23 protein-coding genes are annotated in these 20,261 nt (G+C 55.4%); 20 read left to right on the top strand and 3 right to left on the bottom strand.

Translation table 11 applies throughout. The features are described from left to right. Positions 1-448 (bottom strand): DUF3465 domain-containing protein (locus Q1K23_RS00530; RefSeq protein WP_300361022.1); only part of this gene is annotated, 448 nt, incomplete at its 3' end. A 29-nt stretch (positions 449-477) separates the two neighbouring features. On the opposite strand from Q1K23_RS00530, the gene Q1K23_RS00535 reads away from it, so the two are divergent. The 3 genes from Q1K23_RS00535 (at position 478) to Q1K23_RS00545 (ending at position 1,705) form a co-directional block, all read left to right on the top strand. After that, positions 478-699, top strand: a complete 222-nt coding sequence (locus Q1K23_RS00535) for a hypothetical protein (RefSeq protein ID WP_300361025.1) — start codon at positions 478-480, stop codon at positions 697-699. Then, the gene (locus tag Q1K23_RS00540) at positions 696-1,298 is read left to right on the top strand and encodes a hypothetical protein (RefSeq protein ID WP_300361028.1); all 603 of its coding nucleotides are present in this window, start codon (positions 696-698) and stop codon (positions 1,296-1,298) included. The genes Q1K23_RS00535 and Q1K23_RS00540 overlap by 4 nt, the downstream gene beginning before the upstream one ends. Before the next feature lie 116 nt (positions 1,299-1,414). Beyond that, the gene (locus tag Q1K23_RS00545; RefSeq protein ID WP_300361030.1) at positions 1,415-1,705 is read left to right on the top strand and encodes a NifU family protein; all 291 of its coding nucleotides are present in this window, start codon (positions 1,415-1,417) and stop codon (positions 1,703-1,705) included. A 14-nt stretch (positions 1,706-1,719) separates the two neighbouring features. Here Q1K23_RS00545 and Q1K23_RS00550 read toward each other — a convergent pair whose 3' ends face one another. Together Q1K23_RS00550 and Q1K23_RS00555 are read right to left on the bottom strand one after the other, a co-directional pair. After that, positions 1,720-2,622 carry a DMT family transporter gene (locus Q1K23_RS00550; RefSeq protein ID WP_300361033.1) on the bottom strand — a complete coding sequence of 301 codons (903 nt, stop codon included), beginning with the start codon at positions 2,620-2,622 and terminating at the stop codon, positions 1,720-1,722. Positions 2,623-2,685: 63 nt separating this feature from the next. Continuing rightward, positions 2,686-4,968, bottom strand: a complete 2,283-nt coding sequence (locus Q1K23_RS00555; RefSeq protein WP_300361036.1) for an EAL domain-containing protein — start codon at positions 4,966-4,968, stop codon at positions 2,686-2,688. 702 nt (positions 4,969-5,670) lie between these two features. Here Q1K23_RS00555 and Q1K23_RS00560 point away from each other — a divergent pair. The 17 genes from Q1K23_RS00560 to Q1K23_RS00640 all read left to right on the top strand — a co-directional run bounded on the left by Q1K23_RS00560 (position 5,671) and on the right by Q1K23_RS00640 (position 20,257). Beyond that, a complete protein-coding gene (locus Q1K23_RS00560; protein ID WP_300361039.1) occupies positions 5,671-7,164 on the top strand; it encodes a DUF1538 domain-containing protein in 1,494 nt (497 codons plus the stop codon). Next, entirely contained in the window at positions 7,161-7,511 is a 351-nt protein-coding gene (locus tag Q1K23_RS00565) for a transcriptional regulator (RefSeq protein WP_300361042.1), read from the top strand. The genes Q1K23_RS00560 and Q1K23_RS00565 overlap by 4 nt, the downstream gene beginning before the upstream one ends. A gap of 9 nt (positions 7,512-7,520) precedes the next feature. Next, positions 7,521-7,916: a CBS domain-containing protein gene (locus Q1K23_RS00570; protein WP_300361045.1), complete on the top strand. Its 396-nt coding sequence runs from the start codon at positions 7,521-7,523 to the stop codon at positions 7,914-7,916. Positions 7,917-8,020: 104 nt separating this feature from the next. Then, positions 8,021-10,399 (top strand): multiheme c-type cytochrome, encoded by a 2,379-nt coding sequence (locus tag Q1K23_RS00575; RefSeq protein ID WP_300361048.1) that lies wholly within the window; start codon positions 8,021-8,023, stop codon positions 10,397-10,399. Further along, entirely contained in the window at positions 10,389-10,553 is a 165-nt protein-coding gene (locus Q1K23_RS00580) for a hypothetical protein (protein WP_300361050.1), read from the top strand. Before Q1K23_RS00575 ends, Q1K23_RS00580 begins: the two co-directional genes overlap by 11 nt. A gap of 17 nt (positions 10,554-10,570) precedes the next feature. After that, on the top strand, positions 10,571-11,485 hold the full coding sequence (gene fmt, locus Q1K23_RS00585; protein ID WP_300361052.1) for a methionyl-tRNA formyltransferase: 915 nt from the start codon (positions 10,571-10,573) through the stop codon (positions 11,483-11,485). Beyond that, on the top strand, positions 11,466-12,101 hold the full coding sequence (locus Q1K23_RS00590; protein WP_300361055.1) for a biotin--[acetyl-CoA-carboxylase] ligase: 636 nt from the start codon (positions 11,466-11,468) through the stop codon (positions 12,099-12,101). The genes fmt and Q1K23_RS00590 overlap by 20 nt, the downstream gene beginning before the upstream one ends. After that, on the top strand, positions 12,098-12,883 hold the full coding sequence (locus Q1K23_RS00595) for an AAA family ATPase (protein WP_300361058.1): 786 nt from the start codon (positions 12,098-12,100) through the stop codon (positions 12,881-12,883). The genes Q1K23_RS00590 and Q1K23_RS00595 overlap by 4 nt, the downstream gene beginning before the upstream one ends. Positions 12,884-12,891: 8 nt before the next feature. After that, positions 12,892-13,764, top strand: coding sequence for a ParB/RepB/Spo0J family partition protein (locus tag Q1K23_RS00600; protein WP_300361061.1), 873 nt, complete (start codon positions 12,892-12,894; stop codon positions 13,762-13,764). A 127-nt stretch (positions 13,765-13,891) separates the two neighbouring features. Next, positions 13,892-14,314: a F0F1 ATP synthase subunit B' gene (locus Q1K23_RS00605; RefSeq protein WP_300361064.1), complete on the top strand. Its 423-nt coding sequence runs from the start codon at positions 13,892-13,894 to the stop codon at positions 14,312-14,314. Between the two features lie 11 nt (positions 14,315-14,325). Next, a complete protein-coding gene (locus Q1K23_RS00610; RefSeq protein WP_300361067.1) occupies positions 14,326-14,847 on the top strand; it encodes a F0F1 ATP synthase subunit B in 522 nt (173 codons plus the stop codon). 1 nt (position 14,848) lies between these two features. Further along, positions 14,849-15,382 (top strand): F0F1 ATP synthase subunit delta, encoded by a 534-nt coding sequence (locus Q1K23_RS00615; RefSeq protein WP_300361069.1) that lies wholly within the window; start codon positions 14,849-14,851, stop codon positions 15,380-15,382. 3 nt (positions 15,383-15,385) lie between these two features. Beyond that, a complete protein-coding gene (gene atpA / locus Q1K23_RS00620; RefSeq protein WP_300361107.1) occupies positions 15,386-16,915 on the top strand; it encodes a F0F1 ATP synthase subunit alpha in 1,530 nt (509 codons plus the stop codon). 15 nt (positions 16,916-16,930) lie between these two features. Beyond that, complete coding sequence (atpG, locus tag Q1K23_RS00625) at positions 16,931-17,815, top strand: ATP synthase F1 subunit gamma (protein WP_300361072.1); 885 nt, start codon at positions 16,931-16,933, stop codon at positions 17,813-17,815. Between the two features lie 14 nt (positions 17,816-17,829). Continuing rightward, entirely contained in the window at positions 17,830-19,236 is a 1,407-nt protein-coding gene (gene atpD / locus Q1K23_RS00630) for a F0F1 ATP synthase subunit beta (protein WP_300361075.1), read from the top strand. A 49-nt stretch (positions 19,237-19,285) separates the two neighbouring features. Continuing rightward, a complete protein-coding gene (gene atpC, locus Q1K23_RS00635; protein ID WP_300361077.1) occupies positions 19,286-19,678 on the top strand; it encodes an ATP synthase F1 subunit epsilon in 393 nt (130 codons plus the stop codon). Between the two features lie 3 nt (positions 19,679-19,681). After that, on the top strand, positions 19,682-20,257 hold the full coding sequence (locus Q1K23_RS00640) for a MotA/TolQ/ExbB proton channel family protein (RefSeq protein ID WP_300361079.1): 576 nt from the start codon (positions 19,682-19,684) through the stop codon (positions 20,255-20,257). Positions 20,258-20,261 lie beyond the last annotated feature (4 nt).

Genomic DNA, 20,261 nt, shown 5'->3' on the forward strand with positions numbered 1-20,261 from the left:
ATCGGTAGAGTTTTCCTTTGTACCTCAGCCATCCTCCCTTTTTGCGGCCGGAAGGGTCGTGGTGGGTCCAGTGGATCAGGCCCCCTTTGGGATTGTAGAGATACTCGCCGCGGAACGCGACGCTTTCGCCTCTGCGAAGGTTCGGCAGCCGCGGCGCGATGTCGATATTGTGGACGACGAGTACCGTTTTGCCATCGGCAAGCCGGAGGATAAACCGCTGATGGCGATGACCCCTCTCGTCGTCGGCGAGGCGTTTGACGACATTGCCGTGATCTTCGACCCAGACGCCGCTGAGGTGCTTCGTGCGGGCTCTTTCTACCGAAAGCGATTCCGGGGAGCGGGTGATCGTCTCACTCTTCGTTTCGGGTATATGGTCAGGCCGGGGGTAGAGTGCCGTCAGCAAGGCGGCCAGAAGTGCCCCCGTCAGATAGGTGAGTTTTCGTTTCATGAGATGGATTATATCGCTATAATACTTGTATGAAAGATAACGAACCGAACATTACTCTTCGTCCGGATACCTACGAAAATCTTCTGGATTACGCAAAAATCCTCGGTCTTCCGCCGGAGATGATCGTGGAGCAGGCACTGGAAGCCTTTTTCGCCGAAGTCAACCGGCAGCTGCAGAGTCGCAACGAGATGGACGACAACGCCCAGACAAATCTCAGTTACGACGAATTCTGGGACGGGGTCGATCTGTGAAGGAAAGCCGTATCGACTCCAGCGATCTGAAAAATCTGGCACCGGCAGGGGCCGGCCTGCCGAAGGGCAGGGCGCTTTTCCTGCGTTACGTGGGATTTCCCCTTCTCAAGAGGGCTGTCTCTTTCGACAGGGCACTGGACCATTTTCTAAAGGAGGGTGAACGGATTCTCCGGCTCGCCGTTAGTGTCGACGAAGATGCACTTTTTAAACGGGTCATGGTGCCGCACCTTTTCGGACTGGAAGAGAACTCCCGATATTACAGTATCGCGATGGTTCTGGAGCATCTGCGGATCGTAGGCATGGCGCTGCAGGAGCGTATCCCCCTTCTAAGTCGGGGTGAGAAGCTCTCACGGGAAGTGAAGATAGAGGAGTACAAACCCTACAGGCGGATCGACAGGGATATCGTAGAAGAATACAGAGGTTTCATAGGGAGTTTCAGAGAAAAACTTCTGGAAAACATAGGAGATATTCACAGCGAAAACCGTCACGAGCACCCCTGGTTCGGAGCGCTCAATCCAAAAGAGTGGATGGTGATGGGTGCGATCCACCAGACGGTACACCGCCGGCAGATCGAAGCGATTTTGAAGTTGTTGCGATAGACTTCCGACCTAATATAAAGTAAGAGAATAAAAGAAAAAGTGGAAGCCGAATTTTTTAATATCTTTTGTATTAAAAATGAGATAACCTTTCAACAAAAACAAGAAGGTACAAAAAAATGAGCATGCCGTTTTCCGACGAAGATATCTACCAGGCTGTCAAAAACCATCTGCCGGCGGTGGAGGAGTATATCAAGTCCCATGGCGGGGGTATGAAACTGCTGGGTGTGAAGGACGGGAATGTCTATATCCAGCTGACGGGGACCTGTCACGGGTGCTCCATGAGTCTGATGACGACCAAGATGGTGGTAGAAAGACGTCTCAAAGAGCTGATCCATCCAAATCTCAACGTCATCAACGTCGAAGCGGGGCAGGAGGGCGAGCTGCCCGCAGATCTCTATCACGAATAGTTTTTAGATGGGTTCTAGCTCTTTTTCAGAAGCAGTCCCGCCGCGACGATGAGTCCGATGCCGGTCCAGACCCAGAGATCCGGGAAGGGGTCGCCCAGGGCCCATCCAAATCCCACGGCGAAGGGGATGTTTGTATAGCTGACGACACCGACGATCCCCGCTTTTCCCAGAGAGTAGGCTTTGGTGAGCATCCACTGGGAGAGGGTGGAGATGAGCGCCATGAAGGCGATGAGTCCCCACTCTACGGCATCTGAGGGGAGCACGAAATCGGGAAAGAGGAAGCGCAGAGGAGCCGGAGCGTCGACGAAGGGCGCCGCGATGAAGAGTATGGCCGGAATCAGCGCGCCGATGCCCGTGAAAGAGAGCACGATGACTCTGGCGTCGTAGATATGGCGGATACGCTTGATCGTGGCGTAGGCGCAGGCGGCGAAAAAACCGCCCAGAAGCCCCAGGAAATGTTCGTAGCTCATGGTGAAACCGGAAGGCTTCGTGATGAGCACGACACCGGCGAATCCAAGCAGAAGCGCCAGAATGCCGTAACGGTTGAGGGTCTCTTTCATCAGGAAAAAAGCGAGGATCGAGACGAAGAGCGGCGAGGTTTTGTTGAGGGTGATCGCTTCGCCCAGCGGGATCGTCGTGATCGTGTAGAAAAAGAGGATCATCGCCGAAAAACCGAAAAGCCCCCGCAGAAAGAGCAGGTGAATTTTTCCGCCGGAGAGTGTCGGCGGCGTGTGACGAAGGGCCAGGAGTATCAGAGCCACTCCGATGAGGTTGCGAAAGAAAACGATCTCCATGGCACTCATGGAGTCGCCCAGAACTTTCGCCACGGCGCCGTTCATCGCCGAGATGAGAGCACTTCCCAGCATGAAAAGAATCCCCGCGTCGACGGCATGGATGGCATATAGGGTCTTTCTCATGGTGCGCTCACTCTCCCAGGCGATATTTCGAGGCGGAATTATAGCACCGTTTTATCGATGGGTTCAGATTTGGCGCAGGGAGAGAATGAACCCCTCGAGTTCTTCGAGCTTCAGAGGTTTCGCGAAGTGGTATCCCTGATAGATATGGCATCCCTGTCGTTTCAGCCACTCATGCTGCTTGCGCTCCTCCACCCCTTCGGCGACGATGTCGAGTCCGAGAGTTTTGCAGAGAGTGATGATCGCCTTGACCATCGCTTCGGAGGCTTTGTCGGTAAGGAGTGTGTCGATGAAACTCTTGTCGATCTTCAGCTCGTCCACAGGGAGGCGTCTGAGCAGATTGAGAGAGGAGTAGCCGGTACCGAAATCGTCAAGCGAAATTCTCAGGCCGAGGTCCCGCAGGGTTTCGAGCTGCCGGACGATGCTCTCGAGCTCTTCGATGAAGAGAGATTCGGTGATCTCCAGAACGATGCGGGAGCGGTCCACATCGTGTTTTTCGATCTGTTTCGAGACCTTGTCGATGAAGTTCTTTTCGTTGAACTGGCGGATGGAGACATTGAGAGAGAGGCAGAAGTTCTGGTCGAGTCGGTTCTGCAGTCCCCCGATGTCACGCAGGGCCCTCTCCATCACGTAGTGGCCGATCCTTGGCATCAGACCTATCTCTTCGGCTATGTGGATGAAACGGTCGGGAGGGACGTTGCCCAGACGTTCGTTGTGCCATCGCAGGAGCGCTTCGACGCCGTGCAGCCTCCCTTTGGCATCGATTTGCGGCTGATAGAGCAGATGGAGTTCATCCTTTTCCAGCGCCCCGCGAAGCTCCTGCTCGATGACACTGTCACGCTTTCTTTCAGATTTGAGTTCGGCTGTAAAAAAGGCGAAGCTGTTTTTCGTCTTTTTCGCTCTGTACATGGCGATGTCGGCGGCACTGAGGAGTTCGTAGAGATCTTTCCCGTCTCTTGGATAGAGGCCGATGCCGATGCTCGCGCCGACATTGAATTCGAGCTCACCGATCTGGACCGGCATCGAAATCGCCTCGATGATGCTGTGTGAGATTTTCTCCAGCCGTCTGCCGTCCGACTCCCGGACCAGTATGATGAACTCGTCGCCTCCGTGACGGGTCACCAGGGCGTTTTCACGGATCGTCGCCGTCAGACGCTCCGCGATCTCGATGAGAATCATGTCGCCATAGTGGTGCCCCATGCTGTCGTTGATGTTTTTGAAGTTGTCCAGATCGACGAAGATGATGGCGAAGGATTCGGCGCCCGGGTGGATCCATTCGACGATATGCTTTTGCAGATAGTTTCTGTTGGGAAGTCCGGTGAGGTGGTCGTGTAGGGCCTGATGGATCAGCTCCTTCGAACGTTGCGTCTCGATCCTGTGGATCATCCGAAACAGCGTATAGAGTATGATGGAAATAAGCAGGAAGATGGCTGTGTTGAGACTCCATACACGGAGCGTCTCGCTCCAGATCATGGACATGGGGAAATGGTAGTGGATCCATAGAGCGTAACGGGGCAGGTAGCTCCAGGAGACCAGAAGCTTCTCCTTTTCCATCGAAGTGAAAGGCAACACGGCACAGCGGCCCGAACGACGAAGCGTGTCGAACGAGACTCCCGCTTTCTCTTTCAGACCGCGGTCGACCCTCTTCAGAAAGTTTTTTGGCAGAGGCGATGCGTAGAGATCCGGGTATTTGGAAGGGGGATGGGAACTTTTGAAGATGCGGTACCAGTAGCGGTCGATGAAAATGTCCAGTGTCGTGTGGGGTTTGATCAGGTTTTTCCAGATGACGGCGGTATTGTCGAGCCTGAGACCTATCGAGATGACGGCGACGACACGCTGGTTTTCGTCCCGTACCGCTTTTCTAAGCGGCAGCATCCAACTCCCGATCGGTTTGAGATAATAGGGGCGGCCGAGGATCATATGGGGACTCTGCAGGGCTTGAAGGAAAGTTTCACGGCTCTCTTTCTGCTTTTTGAGATTGGGCAGTTTGGTGGGGTCGTTGTTGCTGCTGGCGACATAGATACGTCCCTCGGCATCCGAGACGGCGAAACCGATGATGGTGGGGTTGATCTGCATGAGATGGTCGAAGAGGTCCCGCAGCTTTTCGAAGCTCTTTTTTCCATCTCCCTGCAGGATCTCCATCCCAAGAAGGTCCAGAAACATCTCCTGCTGCATCAGAAAATGGAAAGTCGTGTTTCGTGTGGATTCGCTGAGGTAGCGCAGCTCCGTTTCATACTTACGGACGATGTTTCTGTGTTGAGAGTAGTTGATGAATACAAGAAGCGCCAGACCGAACAGCAGCAGTGCATAAAAGAGCGTCCAGATATTTTTTTTGATCAAACGGTGCAACGTTCCGGTCCTTTGTTTTTCCTGTACGGTTGAAACTATATCGGCCAAACACTCTCTTTGTATATATTCGAATGTATGATGACTCTTTACCGTGCCGGATATCTCATCTTCCGGGCGACCCATTCGCGTTTTGAAACATTCGAACGCAATATCGGGTTGCTGAGGAAAATTTGTACGACGGAGAATATCAACTCTCTCGCGGTCCGGAAGGATGTCGTCGACGCCAATTTCTGGCTCGACGAAGTGGTAAACGCTCTGAACGAAAACAACTTTTTCCTCATGTTTTTCAGCCGAAAATCGTGCAGTTCCCGCTGGACGAGAAGATTGCTTCGGATTCATCGGACGCAGTTTTCTTTCCGGCCCAGGGGGTGAAATCCATCTGAAAAGGCTCAAGTCACATGGCTTTTCGATCGCGGTCGACGATTTCGGGGACAGGTCTTCACAGAGGGTATCGAAATTTCCGACCAGCCGGTAGGACTTCGACAGATGCGGATCGATCCGGTTCAGGGATATATCTTTTCTGCCGCACTTCCTTCTGAGCAGATACGCGATTTCGAACCGGTAAGCGGGACGATGAAGAAGGACGAATCCTCCAAAGAGCGCGTCTCCGTAGCTTGAGATCTTTTATCGTTCTCGAAGATCCGCCGATGCATATGATAGAATGTCTTTCCAAAAGGTGAGGTGGTGATGGTTTCGGCGTCGTTGAAAATCTTTCTGTCCGATCTGAAAAGCTCTTTCAAAGATCTCGTGCCCATTATCGCCGTGGTCGCATTTTTTCAGGTGGCCGTCGTGCGTGCCGTACCGGAGGATCTTCCTTCGATCGTCGCGGGACTGGCGATCGTGGCGGTGGGGCTGGCGCTTTTCATACGGGGGCTGGAGCTTGGAATCTTCCCGATCGGGGAGAACCTGGCCACCGACTTCGCCAAAAAGGGCTCTTTCTTCTGGCTCATGCTTTTCGCTTTCACGATCGGCTTTTCGACGACGGTGGCCGAGCCGGCACTCATCGCCATCGCCGACAAGGCCGCCGCCATCAGCGCCGGCAAGATCGACGCCTTCTTTCTGCGCATGACTGTCGCCGCCTCGGTGGGGTTCGCCATCTCGCTGGGGGTTTTCCGCATCCTGACGGGCCATCCGATACACTACTACATCATCACCGGTTACGTGTTGGTGGTGTCGATCACCTTTTTCGCGCCTGTCGAGATCGTGGGGCTCGCCTACGACAGCGGCGGGGTGACCACCTCCACCGTTACGGTGCCTCTGGTGGCGGCGCTGGGGATCGGCCTGGCCTCTTCGATCAAAGGGCGCAATCCCGCCGTCGACGGGTTCGGACTCATCGCCTTCGCGTCGCTGACGCCGATGATCTTCGTACAGCTCTACGGCATCGTCGTCTACGCCATATCGCCCGAGACGGCCCACGAGAGTTTCATGGTGATGGAGGAGGCGGTCCGCGAAACCGTCGAGGTGCACGAGCGTTTCGATCCGTGGGACATTCTTTGGGATCTGGTGGCCGTGGTCAAGGATGTGGCGCCGATCCTGGCGGTCATCTTCTTTTTCCAGTACGCCGTCATAAGAAAGAGAGTGGCCCACCTGCACAAGATCGCCGTCGGTATCGTGCTGGTGATTCTGGGGCTCTACGCCTTCATCCTGGGGCTCGAGATGGGGCTCTTCCCGATCGGGGAGACGATCGCCTTCCAGCTGACGGCGATGAAGAACGATATGCTGATCTATCTTTTCGGTTTTCTGATCGGCTTTTCGACGACGATGGCCGAACCCTCGCTGCTGGCCATCGCCATCAAGGCCAAAGAGGTGAGCGAAGGGCGCATCCACGACACGGTGCTGCGGGTGTCCGTGGCGATCGGCGTGGCGCTGGGAATCGCCCTGGGGGCCTACCGCATCGTGGCGGGCGATCCGCTGCACTACTACATCATCGTCGGGTACATCGTCGTCATAGTGCTCACCTGGCTGGCGCCCAAATATATCGTCCCCATCGCCTACGACAGCGGCGGGGTGACCACCTCCACCGTGACGGTGCCGCTGGTGGCGGCCCTGGGGCTGGGGCTGGCGGAGAATATCGAGGGCCGCAATCCGCTGATCGACGGTTTCGGGCTCATCGCTTTCGCGTCGCTCTTTCCGATGATCACGGTGATGGCCTACGGGATCTATGCAGACTATGTAGCGAAGAAGGAGGAGAAATGAAGTTTGTCGCACTGGTGGCCGTCGTGCCCGAAGAGAGGGAAGAGGAGGCGATCGAGGTCGCCAAAAACGCGGGTGCCGGGGCGGTCACGATTCTGCACGGGCGTTCGCTGGGGCTGAAGGAGAAAAAGATCTTTTTCGGGCTGACGCTGGAGGAGAACGTGACGGTGCTCCATTTCATTCTGCCCGGAAGGCTGTCGCTGCGGGTGATGAAAGCGCTGACCAGGGCGCTGGATATCGAAAGTGACGAAAACAGTTCGGTGATCTACACGATGCCGCTGGGACATGTGGCGGGCCTCAACGTGGAGGAGCTGCACAAGTTCGAAAACGAAGTGAAAAATCTGCTGTAAGGAGAGACTATGCTGGTAGAAGAGATCATGACCCCGAAAGAGAAACTGGTGATCGTATCCCAGATGGCGCCGGTACGCGAAGCGCTGCGGCTGATGAAGGAAAACGGCGTCAAGGCGGTGATCGTCGACAAGAGCAGCGAACATGGCGCCTACGGCCTTGTGACCTTCAAAAACATCCTCTACTCGATCGTGGCCGAGGACGGCGACATCGATCTGCTGAACGTGTTCGACATCATGAGCTCGCCCTCCATTTCCGTCTCGAGAAAGCTCGACATCAAATACGCCGCCCGCATGATGGTCAAAAACTCCATCAAACGGCTCCTCGTCATCGACGACAACGAAATCTACGGTATTCTGACGATGACCGACATCATCGGCGTCGTGCTGGAGGATATGGAGGCGTAGAGCGCAAAGGCGGCTCTTCCTCTCCCCTGCCTGCGGCGAACTTCTTCTCTCTATCGGTTTGTAAACCATTCTATGCTACCATTTTCCTTTACCAAGGAGCCCTTTTGAAGAGATTTTTCCTATTCGTTATCATTATGATAAATGCGGTTCGTGCGGACTCCTGTATCCGGTGCCACGAGGGGATCGAGGCGATCAGGGAGCCCCACACGAAAATGGCGAAAGAGATCGCGAAAGTGGCCAAAAAGGCGGGTGCCGCCGGCAATGGCTGCGTCGTCTGCCACGGCGGCGATCCGGACGCCGAAACGAAGGAGAAGGCCCACAGCGGAACGCTCTCGTATTTTCTGACCCACGAGGGGCCCAAAGCCTTCTACCCCGATCCCGGCAGTCCCTGGATCAACGCCAACACCTGCGGCATGTGCCACAAGGAGCAGGTGAAAGCGCAGATGAACTCTTTGATGATGACGGAGCAGGGCAAGATCCACGGCACTCTCTACAGTTTCGGCGGGCTGGAGGGGTACCGGCACGACGTGGGCAATTACGAGACGAAAAATCCCGACGATCCCCACGCGCGTCTGGGGACGAAGACCTACAGAAAATATATGAAGAGGCTGCACGATCTCAATCCCCAGGTTTTCCCCGCGAAAATGAAAGAGCTTCCTCCCGCGCCCACCCCCGAAGAGGTGGAGAAGGATCCGAAACTGGCGGCCTACACCTATCTGCGGCAGGAGTGCCTGCGCTGCCACACCGGATCCAAAGGGCGCCAGAAGCGGGGCGATTTCCGGGGCATCGGCTGTTCGAGCTGCCACATCCCCTACAGCAACGACGGCTTCTACGAGGGAGAGGACCCGACGATTCCGAAAAACGAGCCGGGCCATATGCTGGTCCACAGCATCCAGAGCTCGGTGAACGCGAAAGTGACGGTCCACGGCACCACATACACCGGCGTGCCGGTGGAGACCTGCTCGACCTGCCACAACCGGGGCAAACGGATCGGCGTGAGCTACGAGGGGTTGATGGAGACGGCCTACAAGCCGGGATTCGACGGGGAAGGCAACGGCCAGCCCAAACTCCATACCAAACACTATCTCCATCTCAAAGCCGATATCCATATGAAAAAGGGGATGCTCTGCCAGGATTGCCACACGACCCGGGATCTGCACGGCGACGGCTTTCTGGCCGGGGCGACGCTGGGGCCTGTGGAGATCGAGTGCCAGGACTGCCACGGTACGACGAAAGCCTATCCCTGGGAGCTTCCCGTGGGGTACGGCGACGAGTTCGACACCCGACCGGCCCGGGGCGCGCCCAGAGGCGTGACCCAGACGCTGGCGAAATACCTGAAAAAGGGAACGACCTTCGACAAAAAGGACGGCTATCTGCTGACCGCCCGGGGCAACCCCTACAAGAACGTCGTCAAGGAGGGTGACGATGTGCGTGTCTATCTGGCCGGCGGGAAGAGTATCCTGCTGGCGCCTCTCAAAAAGCTCAAAGAGGAGGGAAAACTCTCCAGAGAGGGTCTGGTGGCGATGGACGGGATCGCGGCCCACAATGACCGGATGGAGTGCTACACCTGCCACGACACCTGGGCTCCCCAGTGCTACGGCTGTCACGTCAAGATCGACTACAGTCGAAACCACAAAGAGGTCGACTGGCTCGCGGCGGCCCACGACCGGGATATCCACGGCACGACGGCGACGATGCGCCAAACGCTGCGGGAACATCTGGTACCGGGAAAGGTGACCGAGACGCGAAGCTACCTGCGCTGGGAAAATCCCCCGCTGGTACAAAACGGCGAGGGGCGCGTCTCTCCTGCGATGCCCGGCTGTCAGGTGGTGGTGACCGTCATCGGTAAAAACGGCAAGGCGCTGCTGAAAAACCACGTCTTCACGATGCCCGACTACAAACATCCCGAAAGCGGACGCAAGCTGCCGGGGATCGTCATGGCCTCGGTCCACTCCCATACGGTCCAGAAGGAGGCCAGAAGCTGCGAAAGCTGCCACGGCAACCCGGCGGCGATGGGATACGGCATCGAAGGGGGCCGGGTATGGGCCGATATGGGCGAGGATTTCATCGTCGATCTCAAAACCGCCGACGGCCGGGTGATCCCTTCGCGCACCACGGTCCAGAAACCGAAAATCGAAAATTTCAACGTGGACTGGAGCCGCTTCGTGGACGAAAACGGCACGCCCCTGCAGACGGTGGACAACCACTGGAACCTGGCGGGACCCCTGAGCGACGGCCAGCGGGCGAAGCTCGACCGCCGGGGAGTGTGTCTGGCGTGTCACGAAACTCTGCCGGAAGGGACGCTGGCCGTCTCCTTGATGCACCATGCGGCCGAAGCGGCCGGGGTGAAGATCGACAGGAAAAAACACAACGAAATTCTGAACAAAACCGTCAACATCGCAGCCTGGACGCAGGTGCTGGGTGCACTCTTCGCGCTGGGCGGGCTGATCTATCTGTACAGGAGGTACCGTCGTGGACGATAATATGCTCGAAAAACTCAAGGCGATCAAAAGCGAAATGAAAGAGACGCAGAAAAAGCGTGAAGCCGAAGAGAAGAAGCGGCGCAAGACCGAGGAAGAGGCGAAGAGCTTCGAGAGGATGATGCAGGCCGAGGGAACGAGAAAAATGGAGAAATGAGAATGGAGAATGAAGAATTGGACAGAAAACGAATCGTCTTCATGGGGACGCCGGAGTATGCCGACAAAATATTGAAACGGCTCCTGAGGGAAGGGGATATGGAAGTGGCGGCGGTCTATACGCAGCCCGACAAGCCGGTGGGCCGCAAGAGGGTGATGACGCCGCCACCGGTAAAGGTGACGGCCGAAGCGGCGGGGATTCCGGTGTATCAGCCGCGCTCTTTGAGAGAGGAGGGAATCGCCGGGGAAATTTCCGGATACGCTCCCGATTTCATCGTCGTGGCCGCCTACGGACAGATTCTGCCCCGGGCCGTTCTGGATGTCGCACCATGTATCAACCTACATGCCTCGCTGCTGCCGAAATATCGGGGGGCCAGTCCGATCCAGGAGGCGCTGCTTCACGGTGACAAAATCACGGGCGTGACGGCGATGCTGATGGAGGAGGGGCTCGACTCGGGTCCGATCCTGGCGTGGCGGGTGCGACAGATACTGCCGACGATGCGAAAAAACGAGCTTTTCGACCTGCTGGGCGACGACGCGGCGGCTCTGACGCCGGAGGTCTTGAGAGATTTCTCCTCCATCCGTCCGCTCCCCCAGTGCGACGCCGACGCCACCTTCTGTCGGAAGATCAGCCGTGCCGACGGACTCGTGAGCTTCGACATGCCCGCCGAAGCGCTCTACGACCGTTTTCGTGCCTACGAGGGATGGCCCGGGATCTACCTCGAAAGCGGCCTGAAGCTGATCGATCTTCTGCCCGACACGGGAGAGGGAGAGCCCGGCAGGATACTTTCGATCGACGACGAAGGCGTCACGGTCGCCTGCCGGGAGGGGGCCGTCAGGATTCTCACGGTCCAGCCCCCCTCCAAAAAGGCGATGGATGCGGTGAGCTACATCCGGGGAAAAAGGTACAAAGTTGCGGATCTACTCCTTTGAGAAACTCCCCTCGACCCAGAGGTGGCTGATCGAAAAAATCGGTGAAAAGGCGGTGGAGCCTCCCTGCGCCGTCATCACCGAATGGCAGACCGACGGTATCGGCAGCAGAGAGAACCGCTGGATCGGCCGGCCGGGGAACTTTTTCGCCTCGCTCGCACTGCACGAGGCGCACCTGCCCGACGATCTTCCGCTTCCTTCGGCTTCGATCTATTTCGCTTTTCTGATGAAAACGACACTGAAAAAGATGGGCTCTGCGACATGGGTGAAATGGCCCAACGATCTGTATGTGCAAGAGCGTAAAATAGGGGGTTGCATCACGATGAAAAAGGGTCGAACCGTTGTGGCGGGCATCGGTCTCAATATAGTCGATGCACCCCTTGATTTCGGGGTTTTGGACCTGGATGTCACGCCCATGGAGCTTTTGGAAAACTTTCTGGATTCCGTGGAAGAAGCTCCGTCATGGAAGCAGATTTTTAGCAACTTTAGATTAGAATTTGAGAACAGCAAAAAGTTCCATACGCATGAGGGTTCTGAAACGTTGGATTTGAGGGATGCCGTTCTGCAGAACGACGGGTCGTTGCTAATAGGAAAGAGAAGGGTAGTGAGTTTACGATGAGTGAAATTATTACGATAGCCAATCAGAAAGGCGGTGTCGGAAAGACGACCACCGCGGTCAACCTGGCGGCGTCGCTTGCCGTAGCGGAGAAGAAGGTGCTTCTGATCGACGCCGATCCGCAGGCGAACGCCACGACGAGTCTCGGGTTTCACCGAAACGACTACGAGTACAACATCTACCATGTCCTGATCGGTGCCAAAAAGATCAGCGACACGATCCTGAAGACGACGCTGCCGACACTCCATCTGGTGCCGTCGAACATCGGACTGGTCGGCGTGGAGAAGGAGTTCTACGACAGCGAAACACGCAAAGGTCGTGAACTGGTACTCAAAAGAAAGATCGACGAGGTGAAGAAGTCCTACGACTACATCATCATCGATTCGCCGCCGGCTTTGGGGCCGATCACGATCAACGCACTGAGCGCGGCCAACTCGGTCATCATCCCGATCCAGTGTGAATTTTTCGCCCTGGAGGGGCTGGCGCAGCTGCTCAACACGATCCGGCTGATCAAGAAGACGATCAATCCGAAACTGAAGATCAAAGGGTTCCTGCCGACGATGTACAGCGGTCAGAACAACCTTTCCAAGCAGGTCTTCGCCGATCTGACCCAGCACTTCAAAAGCAAGCTCTTCAAATCGGATGAGGACGAGTTCATCGTGATCCCCAGAAACGTCAAACTGGCCGAAAGCCCGAGCTTCGGCAAACCTGTGATACTCTACGACGTCAAGTCGACCGGCTCGAAAGCGTATCAGCATCTCGCGCAGGCGATTCTGGCGAGTTAGGCGGCATGATGGGCAAAAAGGGCAAAAGCAAATCGCTCGGACGCGGGCTCGGCGCCATCCTCGGAGAGGTCGCCGAAGCGTACGAAAACGAATTTCAAAGCGGCGAGAGCGATATCCGTGAACATGTGAGAGAGATTCCTCTCGACGAGATCGTACCAAACCCCTACCAGCCCAGAAAACACTTCGACGAGGACGCGATACGGGAGCTCTCCGAATCGATCAAGCGTCACGGCCTGCTTCAGCCGGTGGTCGTTATCGAACAGAACGACGAGTATGTACTGATCGCGGGAGAGAGGCGGGTGCGCGCCAGCAGGATGGCCGGTCTGGGAACCATCCGGGCCATCGTCGCCGATATCGACCAGTCCCGTTTCAGGGAGCTTGCGCTCATCGAGAACATCCAGCGGGAGGCTCTCAACCCGGTCGAACTGGCGAGATCCTACAAAGAACTGATCGACGAATACGGCATCACCCAGGAGGAACTCTCCAAGATCATCCACAAAAGCCGCAGCCAGATAGCCAACACCCTCAGGCTTCTGCAGCTGAGCGACTACGTCATGGAAAAGCTCTCCAAGTCGCAGATCTCGCAGGGGCACGCCAAAGTGCTGGTGGGGCTCGACGAGAAGGATCAGCGCATCATCTGCGACACGATCGTCGGACAGAAACTGAGTGTCCGTGAGACCGAGCAGCTCGTAGGAGAGATGAAGCCCACGGCGAAACCGGAGAAAGAGAAAAAAAGAGAGAAGGGTTTCGATCTGACCCCCTATCGAGAACGTATTAAGGAAAGTGTTCCCTTTCGTATCAATATCAAACAATCAAAAATGGAAATCACATTCGAAAGTGAGGACGAGGTCGAAGAGTTTCTGGAGAAATTCACACGCTGAATCCCCTGTTTTGGGGGTTGAGGAGAGTCGAGAGCGCTCTGTCTGAAAGAGCGTTTTAGAATATCCTTAATTTAGAATTTTGGATAAATATGATAACATTGCCCAATTTTTAGAAAGGAGCGTGTGCATGCTGGATATACATTTATCCCTGATGCTTCTGGTGGCTGTCGTCTTTCTTGTGCTCTTGACGCTGCTGAACAGCTGGCTTTATCAGCCGCTGCTTGCGTTTATGGACGAACGCGACAAGAGTATCCGGAAAGATCTCGAAAATGTGAGTTCGAACACATCCGAGATCGATGAGCTGAAAGCCAAAACCGAGGCGGTGATCGCGCAGGCCAAGAACGAGGCGGCTGCGTTGAGAGCGAAGACGATCGAGGAATCCAAACTTCTCGCCATGAGCAAGATCGAGGCGAAGAAAGAGGAGTTGGAGAAGACGTATCAAGGTTTTCTGGATGAACTGAAAAAAGAGGAAGAGCAGCTCAAGAGCGAGCTTCTTTCCCAAATGCCGCTTTTCAAAGAGTCTTTGAAAGCGAAATTCAGTCAAATATAAAAGGAGAAAATGTGCGTAAACTGTTATGGATGGCTGCATTTTTCCTTCCCGCGGTCGTTTTCGCTTCCGGACACGAAGCGGCGGAGGGCGGGACCGATTTCGTGCCGCGACTCGTCAACTTCATCATCTTCGTCGGAATCGTCTGGTATTTCGTCGCGGAGCCTGTCAAGAACTTCTTTACAGGACGCAGCGCCGAGATCGCTTCGAGACTCGAAGAGGTCCAGAACCGTCTGAAAGCGACGAAGAAAGCGAAAGAGGATGCCCAGGCCGAGTATGAAGCGGCCGAGCATACGGCGGCCGAGATCATCGAAGCGGCGAAGAAAGAGGCGCAGCTTCTGGCTAAAAAGCTGGACGAGCAGCTCCAGGCCGAGCTTCACAACCTCGAGAAACTCCAGCAGGAGAAGATGGAAGTCGAAAAACGGCAGATGGTCCGAAAAACCGTCGCGGAAGTTCTCGACGAACTCTTCAAGGGCGATGCGATCGGCATGGATGAGAAGAAATTCGTCAATCTCATCATGAAAAAGGTGGCCTAAGATGGATCAACTGGTAGCAAAAAGATATGTCAAGGCATTGATCGAGGCGCTGGGAGAGAAGAAGATGGCATCCGCCGAGAAAGCTCTCGCTGCGGTCGCAGGCGCTTTCAAAGATCCGAAATTTGCCGAAGTGATCGTCTCTCCGGAAGTTTCCAGAGCACAGAGGGAAGAGCTGATTGTCTCACTTCTCGGTGAAAAGGCCGACCCCAAACTGGTCAACTTCGTCAAAACCCTCGGTATCCACAACCGCTTCGGGCTGATCCCCGAAATCGTCAAGCTTCTTCAAAAAGAGCTTCAACGACGTGCCAACAAGTACGAAGGGGTCGTCGAGAGCAAAAAACCTCTCGACAAGAAACTGCTCGGCGAGTTGGAGAGTTCACTTTCCAAATATGTGGACGCGAAGGTCGTACTCAAACCCGTCAAGAGCGAGCGGGACGGCATCAAGGTGATGATCGAGGATCTCGGTCTCGAGGCGAGTTTCTCGAAAGAGAGAGTCGCTTCCGATATGATCACCCACATTTTGAAAGCATTGTAAAACATAGAAAGGAGATCGGTAGTGTCTAAACTTCAAGCAGATGAAATCAGCTCGATTATCAAAGAGCGTATCGAAAATTTTGAATTGAGCGTCGATATCGACGAAACGGGAAAAGTTGTCAGCGTCGCTGACGGAATCGCACAGGTATTCGGACTCAACAACGTAATGGCCGGTGAAATGGTCGAATTCGAGGATGGAGAACGAGGTATGGTCCTCAACCTCGAAGAGGCGAGCGTCGGTATCGTCATCCTCGGAAAGGGCCTCAATATCCGTGAAGGAATGAGCGTCAAGCGTCTGGGACAGCTTCTGAAAGTGCCTGTAGGCAAGGAGATCGTCGGACGTGTCGTAAACGCCCTGGGTGAGCCGATCGACGGCAAAGGCCCGATCGAATCGAAAGAGTACCGATTCGTCGAAGAGAAAGCTCCCGGCATCATGGCGCGTAAATCTGTCCATGAACCGCTCCAGACAGGTATCAAGGCGATCGACGCCCTGGTTCCGATCGGACGCGGACAGCGCGAGCTGATCATCGGTGACCGCCAGACAGGTAAAACCACTGTCGCCATCGACTCCATCATCAGCCAGAAGGGTCAGGGTGTCGTCTGTATCTACGTCGCTATCGGACAGAAGCAGTCGACCGTCGCATCACTGGTACGCAAACTCGAAGAGCACGGTGCGATGGATTACACGATCGTCGTCAACGCCGGTGCTTCCGAGTCTGCCGCCCTGCAGTTCCTGGCTCCCTACGCCGGTGTCACGATGGGTGAATATTTCCGCGACAACGGACAGCATGCGCTGATCATTTACGATGACCTGAGCAAGCACGCCGTCGCCTACCGTGAAATGTCTTTGATTCTTCGCCGACCTCCGGGACGTGAAGCTTTCCCCGGTGACGTCTTCTACCTGCACTCTCGCCTTCTCGAGCGCGCAGCGAAACTGAGCGACGATCTGGGTGCCGGATCTCTGACGGCTCTGCCGATCATCGAAACCCAGGCAGGTGACGTTTCGGCCTACATCCCGACCAACGTCATCTCGATCACGGACGGCCAGATATTCCTGGAGACCAACCTCTTCAACAGCGGTATCCGTCCTGCGATCAACGTCGGTATCTCCGTTTCGCGTGTCGGTGGTGCCGCCCAGATCAAAGCGATGAAACAGGTTTCCGGTACACTGCGACTCGACCTCGCGCAGTATCGCGAACTCGAAGCTTTCGCCCAGTTCGCCAGCGACCTGGACGACGCGACACGTGCCCAGCTCGAGCGTGGTGCCCGCATGGTCGAAGTCTTGAAGCAGCCGCCCTACAGCCCGCTTCCCGTCGAAAAACAGATTCTCATCATCTATGCGGGAGCCAACGGATATCTCGACGACGTTCCGGTCGAAGCGGTCACGAAGTTCGAGGCGGAGCTCTATCCCTTCGTCGAAGCGAACTTCCCGAACGTTCTCGAGCAGATTCGCGAGAAGCAGAAGATCGATGACGAAATCGAAGAGTTGATTAAGAAAGCACTGGGCGAATTCAAAAATTCATTCAGCGCCTAAGCATAAGGATCAACCATGGCAAACTTGAAAGAGATTAAGCTTCAGATCAACAGTGTCAAGGGTACCCAGAAGACGACACGTGCGATGAAGCTTGTTTCACAGGCGAAACTGAAAAGAGCCGAGGAGCTGGCGAAAAGATCTCGCATCTACGCACAGAAACTCGACGAGCTCGTCAGCGAAATCGCCTATGAAATAAACCACAGCAAAGTGGGCGGAAGCGACAGCCGTTTCGTACAGACCGATCTCGCTGTCCGTACCGTCGACATCATCTGTGTCACGGCCGACAAGGGTCTTTGCGGCGGCTTCAACGTCAGCACGCTCAAAACGACGCTGAAACTCCTCAGAGAGTACAAAGAGAAGAAGGTAGCGGTCCGCCTCCGTGTCATCGGACGCAAGGCGATCGACTTTCTGAAATACAACGGTATCGAGATGACCGACGAAGTGATCGGACTGAGCGCATCGCCCGACTACAAGCAGGCCGCCGAGTTCATGGATCAGTCGCTGATGGATTTCGCGAGCGGTGTCACCGACCGCGTGATCCTGATATACAACGGCTTCAAGAACATGCTGACCCAGGAGCAGCGTGTCATCCAGCTGATGCCCATCGACATCTCCACGGTCGAACCCCGCGAATTGAAGTCGAGCATCGAGTACGAACCGGAAGAGCAGGAAGAACTCCTCAACACGCTGCTTCGCAAATATGCGGAGTACAGCATGTACTACGGACTTCTCGATTCCCTCGCCGCCGAGCACAGCGCCCGTATGCAGGCGATGGACAACGCGACGAAAAACGCCTCGGAGCGCGTCAACGAACTGACGATCGCATACAACAAAGCACGACAAGAATCTATCACTACCGAACTGATTGAGATCATCAGCGGTATGGAAGCACTGAAATAAAAGAAGGAGAAGGAATGACAGGTAAAATTGTTCAGGTCATCGGGCCGGTTGTCGACGTCGATTTCGAAGACTATCTGCCGGCGATCAACGAAGCACTCGAAGTCAACTACGAACTCGAGGGAGAGAAGAAACGTCTCGTACTCGAAGTCGCCAGCCACATCGGCGACAACCGTGTACGAACCATCGCCATGGATATGAGTGAAGGTCTCGTTCGCGGCATGGATGTCAAAGCGACAGGCGACGCGATCAAGGTCCCGGTCGGCGAAGAGGTCCTCGGACGTATCTTCAACGTCATCGGCGAGACGATCGACGAAGGCGAAGCGCTGAAAGCGAAAACGACATGGAGCATCCACCGCAATCCTCCTGCGTTCGAAGATCAGAGCACGAAGCAGGAGATTTTCGAAACCGGTATCAAGGTCGTCGACCTTCTGGCTCCTTACGCGAAGGGTGGTAAAGTCGGACTCTTCGGTGGTGCGGGCGTCGGTAAGACGGTCATCATCATGGAGCTGATCCACAACGTCGCATTCAAGCACAGCGGTTACTCCGTCTTCGCGGGTGTCGGTGAGCGAACGCGTGAGGGTAACGACCTCTACAACGAAATGAAAGAGTCCAACGTACTGGACAAAGTCGCCCTCTGCTACGGCCAGATGAACGAGCCCCCGGGAGCACGTAACCGTATCGCACTCACAGGTCTGACGATGGCGGAGTACTTCCGTGACGAGATGGGCCTCGACGTTCTGATGTTCATCGACAACATCTTCCGATACGCTCAGGCCGGTTCGGAAATGTCGGCACTTCTGGGACGTATTCCTTCCGCGGTCGGTTACCAGCCGACACTGGCACGTGAAATGGGTCAGCTGCAGGAGCGCATCACCTCGACGACGAAAGGTTCGATCACGTCCGTACAGGCCGTCTACGTTCCGGCGGACGACCTCACCGACCCTGCGCCGGCTTCGGTCTTCGCCCACCTCGACGCCACGACGGTTCTGAACCGTAAGATCGCCGAAAAGGGTATCTACCCCGCCGTCGACCCGCTCGACTCCACAAGCCGTATGCTCGATCCCGCCATCATCGGCGACGAGCACTATCAGGTCGCCCGCGGTGTCCAGTCAGTACTTCAAAAGTACAAAGACCTTCAGGACATCATCGCGATCCTCGGTATGGACGAGCTCTCCGAAGAGGACAAGAAAACGGTCGAGCGTGCGCGTAAGATCGAGCGCTTCCTCTCCCAGCCCTTCTTCGTCGCGGAAGTATTTACCGGAAGCCCCGGAAAATATGTCACGCTCGAAGAGACGATCAAAGGCTTCAAGGGACTTCTCGAAGGCGAGTACGACGATCTTCCGGAAGCTGCCTTCTATATGGTCGGCAGCATCGACGAGGTTATCGAAAAAGCTGAGAAGCTCAAAGCCAAAGCCTCTTGACAAGGGATTCCTTGTCAAGAGAGTTCATATCCTGAACTAAAGGATAATCATGGATACAATGAAACTTGAAATCGTGACTCCCCACGGCCTGATCTTCAGCGGTAACGTGAAGTCAGCCACATTCCCGGGAGCGGAGGGTGAATTCGGCGTTCTGCCCGAGCACGCCTCACTCGTCTCACTGCTGGAAGCCGGAGTCATCGAAATCGAAAAAGAGGATGGGACGGTCGACTCCATCGTCATCGATTCCGGATATGTGAAAGTCGACGAAAACAAGACGCTGGTCGTCGTCGAAGGGGCGGTGCCGATCGTCGGGGAGACCGAGAGCGACATGGCCAAAGCGATCAAAGAGGCGAAAGAGCTCATCAAAAAAGCGAGCAACTCCGATTTTGCCATTGCCAATGTCGAGGCAAAAGTAGAAACGGCCGCCAAAACAAGATTTTAAACCATGATCGACATCATCGTCGGTTATATCGACCGCAGCAGTCCCATCACCATCGCAGTCCTGGGACTGCTCTCCTTTTACCTTTTCCTCACCGTCTGGATCTACGTCTACCGATACCTTACACTCGCACGATGGCTCTCCAAAGAGAAGGATTCGATGGAACAGATGCATATGGGGGCCACATCCGTAACCCACGGATCCATTCTCAAAAGCTGTCTCAAGCGATCACCCGCCATCAACGCCAAAGCACTGGAAATCTGTGAATATGCCGCGACCAAAGAGGCGACGAAGGGCCTGACGCTGCTCTCCATGATCGCCAGTACCTCGCCTTTTATCGGACTTTTCGGTACCGTCATATCGATTCTCGAAGCATTCGCGGGCCTTGGAACCCAGAAAAGCGCGACGCTCAGCGTCGTCGCTCCGGCCATCAGCGAAGCGCTGGTGGCGACGGCGGCCGGTATCTTCGTAGCGATCTTCGCCTACAGCTTCCATCTGCTGCTCAAACGAAAGGCGTACGACCTGACGACGGTCATCGCGATGCAGGCCGACATGCTTCTGGCACAGAAAAGAGACGCGTAGGACC

Origin of the sequence: Hydrogenimonas sp. (genome assembly GCF_029933015.1) — a bacterium.
GTDB lineage: Bacteria > Campylobacterota > Campylobacteria > Campylobacterales > Hydrogenimonadaceae > Hydrogenimonas.

Excerpts from the sequence above, each read along its gene's own strand:
- Q1K23_RS00535 (WP_300361025.1), top strand. The coding sequence starts at position 478 with ATGAAAGATAACGAACCGAACATTACTCTTCGTCCGGATACCTACGAA.
- Q1K23_RS00545 (WP_300361030.1), top strand. The coding sequence starts at position 1,415 with ATGAGCATGCCGTTTTCCGACGAAGATATCTACCAGGCTGTCAAAAAC.
- Q1K23_RS00550 (WP_300361033.1), bottom strand. The coding sequence starts at position 2,622 with ATGAGAAAGACCCTATATGCCATCCATGCCGTCGACGCGGGGATTCTT.
- Q1K23_RS00565 (WP_300361042.1), top strand. The coding sequence starts at position 7,161 with ATGAAGTTTGTCGCACTGGTGGCCGTCGTGCCCGAAGAGAGGGAAGAG.
- Q1K23_RS00570 (WP_300361045.1), top strand. The coding sequence starts at position 7,521 with ATGCTGGTAGAAGAGATCATGACCCCGAAAGAGAAACTGGTGATCGTA.
- Q1K23_RS00595 (WP_300361058.1), top strand. The coding sequence starts at position 12,098 with ATGAGTGAAATTATTACGATAGCCAATCAGAAAGGCGGTGTCGGAAAG.
- Q1K23_RS00600 (WP_300361061.1), top strand. The coding sequence starts at position 12,892 with ATGGGCAAAAAGGGCAAAAGCAAATCGCTCGGACGCGGGCTCGGCGCC.
- Q1K23_RS00605 (WP_300361064.1), top strand. The coding sequence starts at position 13,892 with ATGCTGGATATACATTTATCCCTGATGCTTCTGGTGGCTGTCGTCTTT.
- Q1K23_RS00615 (WP_300361069.1), top strand. The coding sequence starts at position 14,849 with ATGGATCAACTGGTAGCAAAAAGATATGTCAAGGCATTGATCGAGGCG.
- atpG (WP_300361072.1), top strand. The coding sequence starts at position 16,931 with ATGGCAAACTTGAAAGAGATTAAGCTTCAGATCAACAGTGTCAAGGGT.
- atpD (WP_300361075.1), top strand. The coding sequence starts at position 17,830 with ATGACAGGTAAAATTGTTCAGGTCATCGGGCCGGTTGTCGACGTCGAT.
- atpC (WP_300361077.1), top strand. The coding sequence starts at position 19,286 with ATGGATACAATGAAACTTGAAATCGTGACTCCCCACGGCCTGATCTTC.
- Q1K23_RS00640 (WP_300361079.1), top strand. The coding sequence starts at position 19,682 with ATGATCGACATCATCGTCGGTTATATCGACCGCAGCAGTCCCATCACC.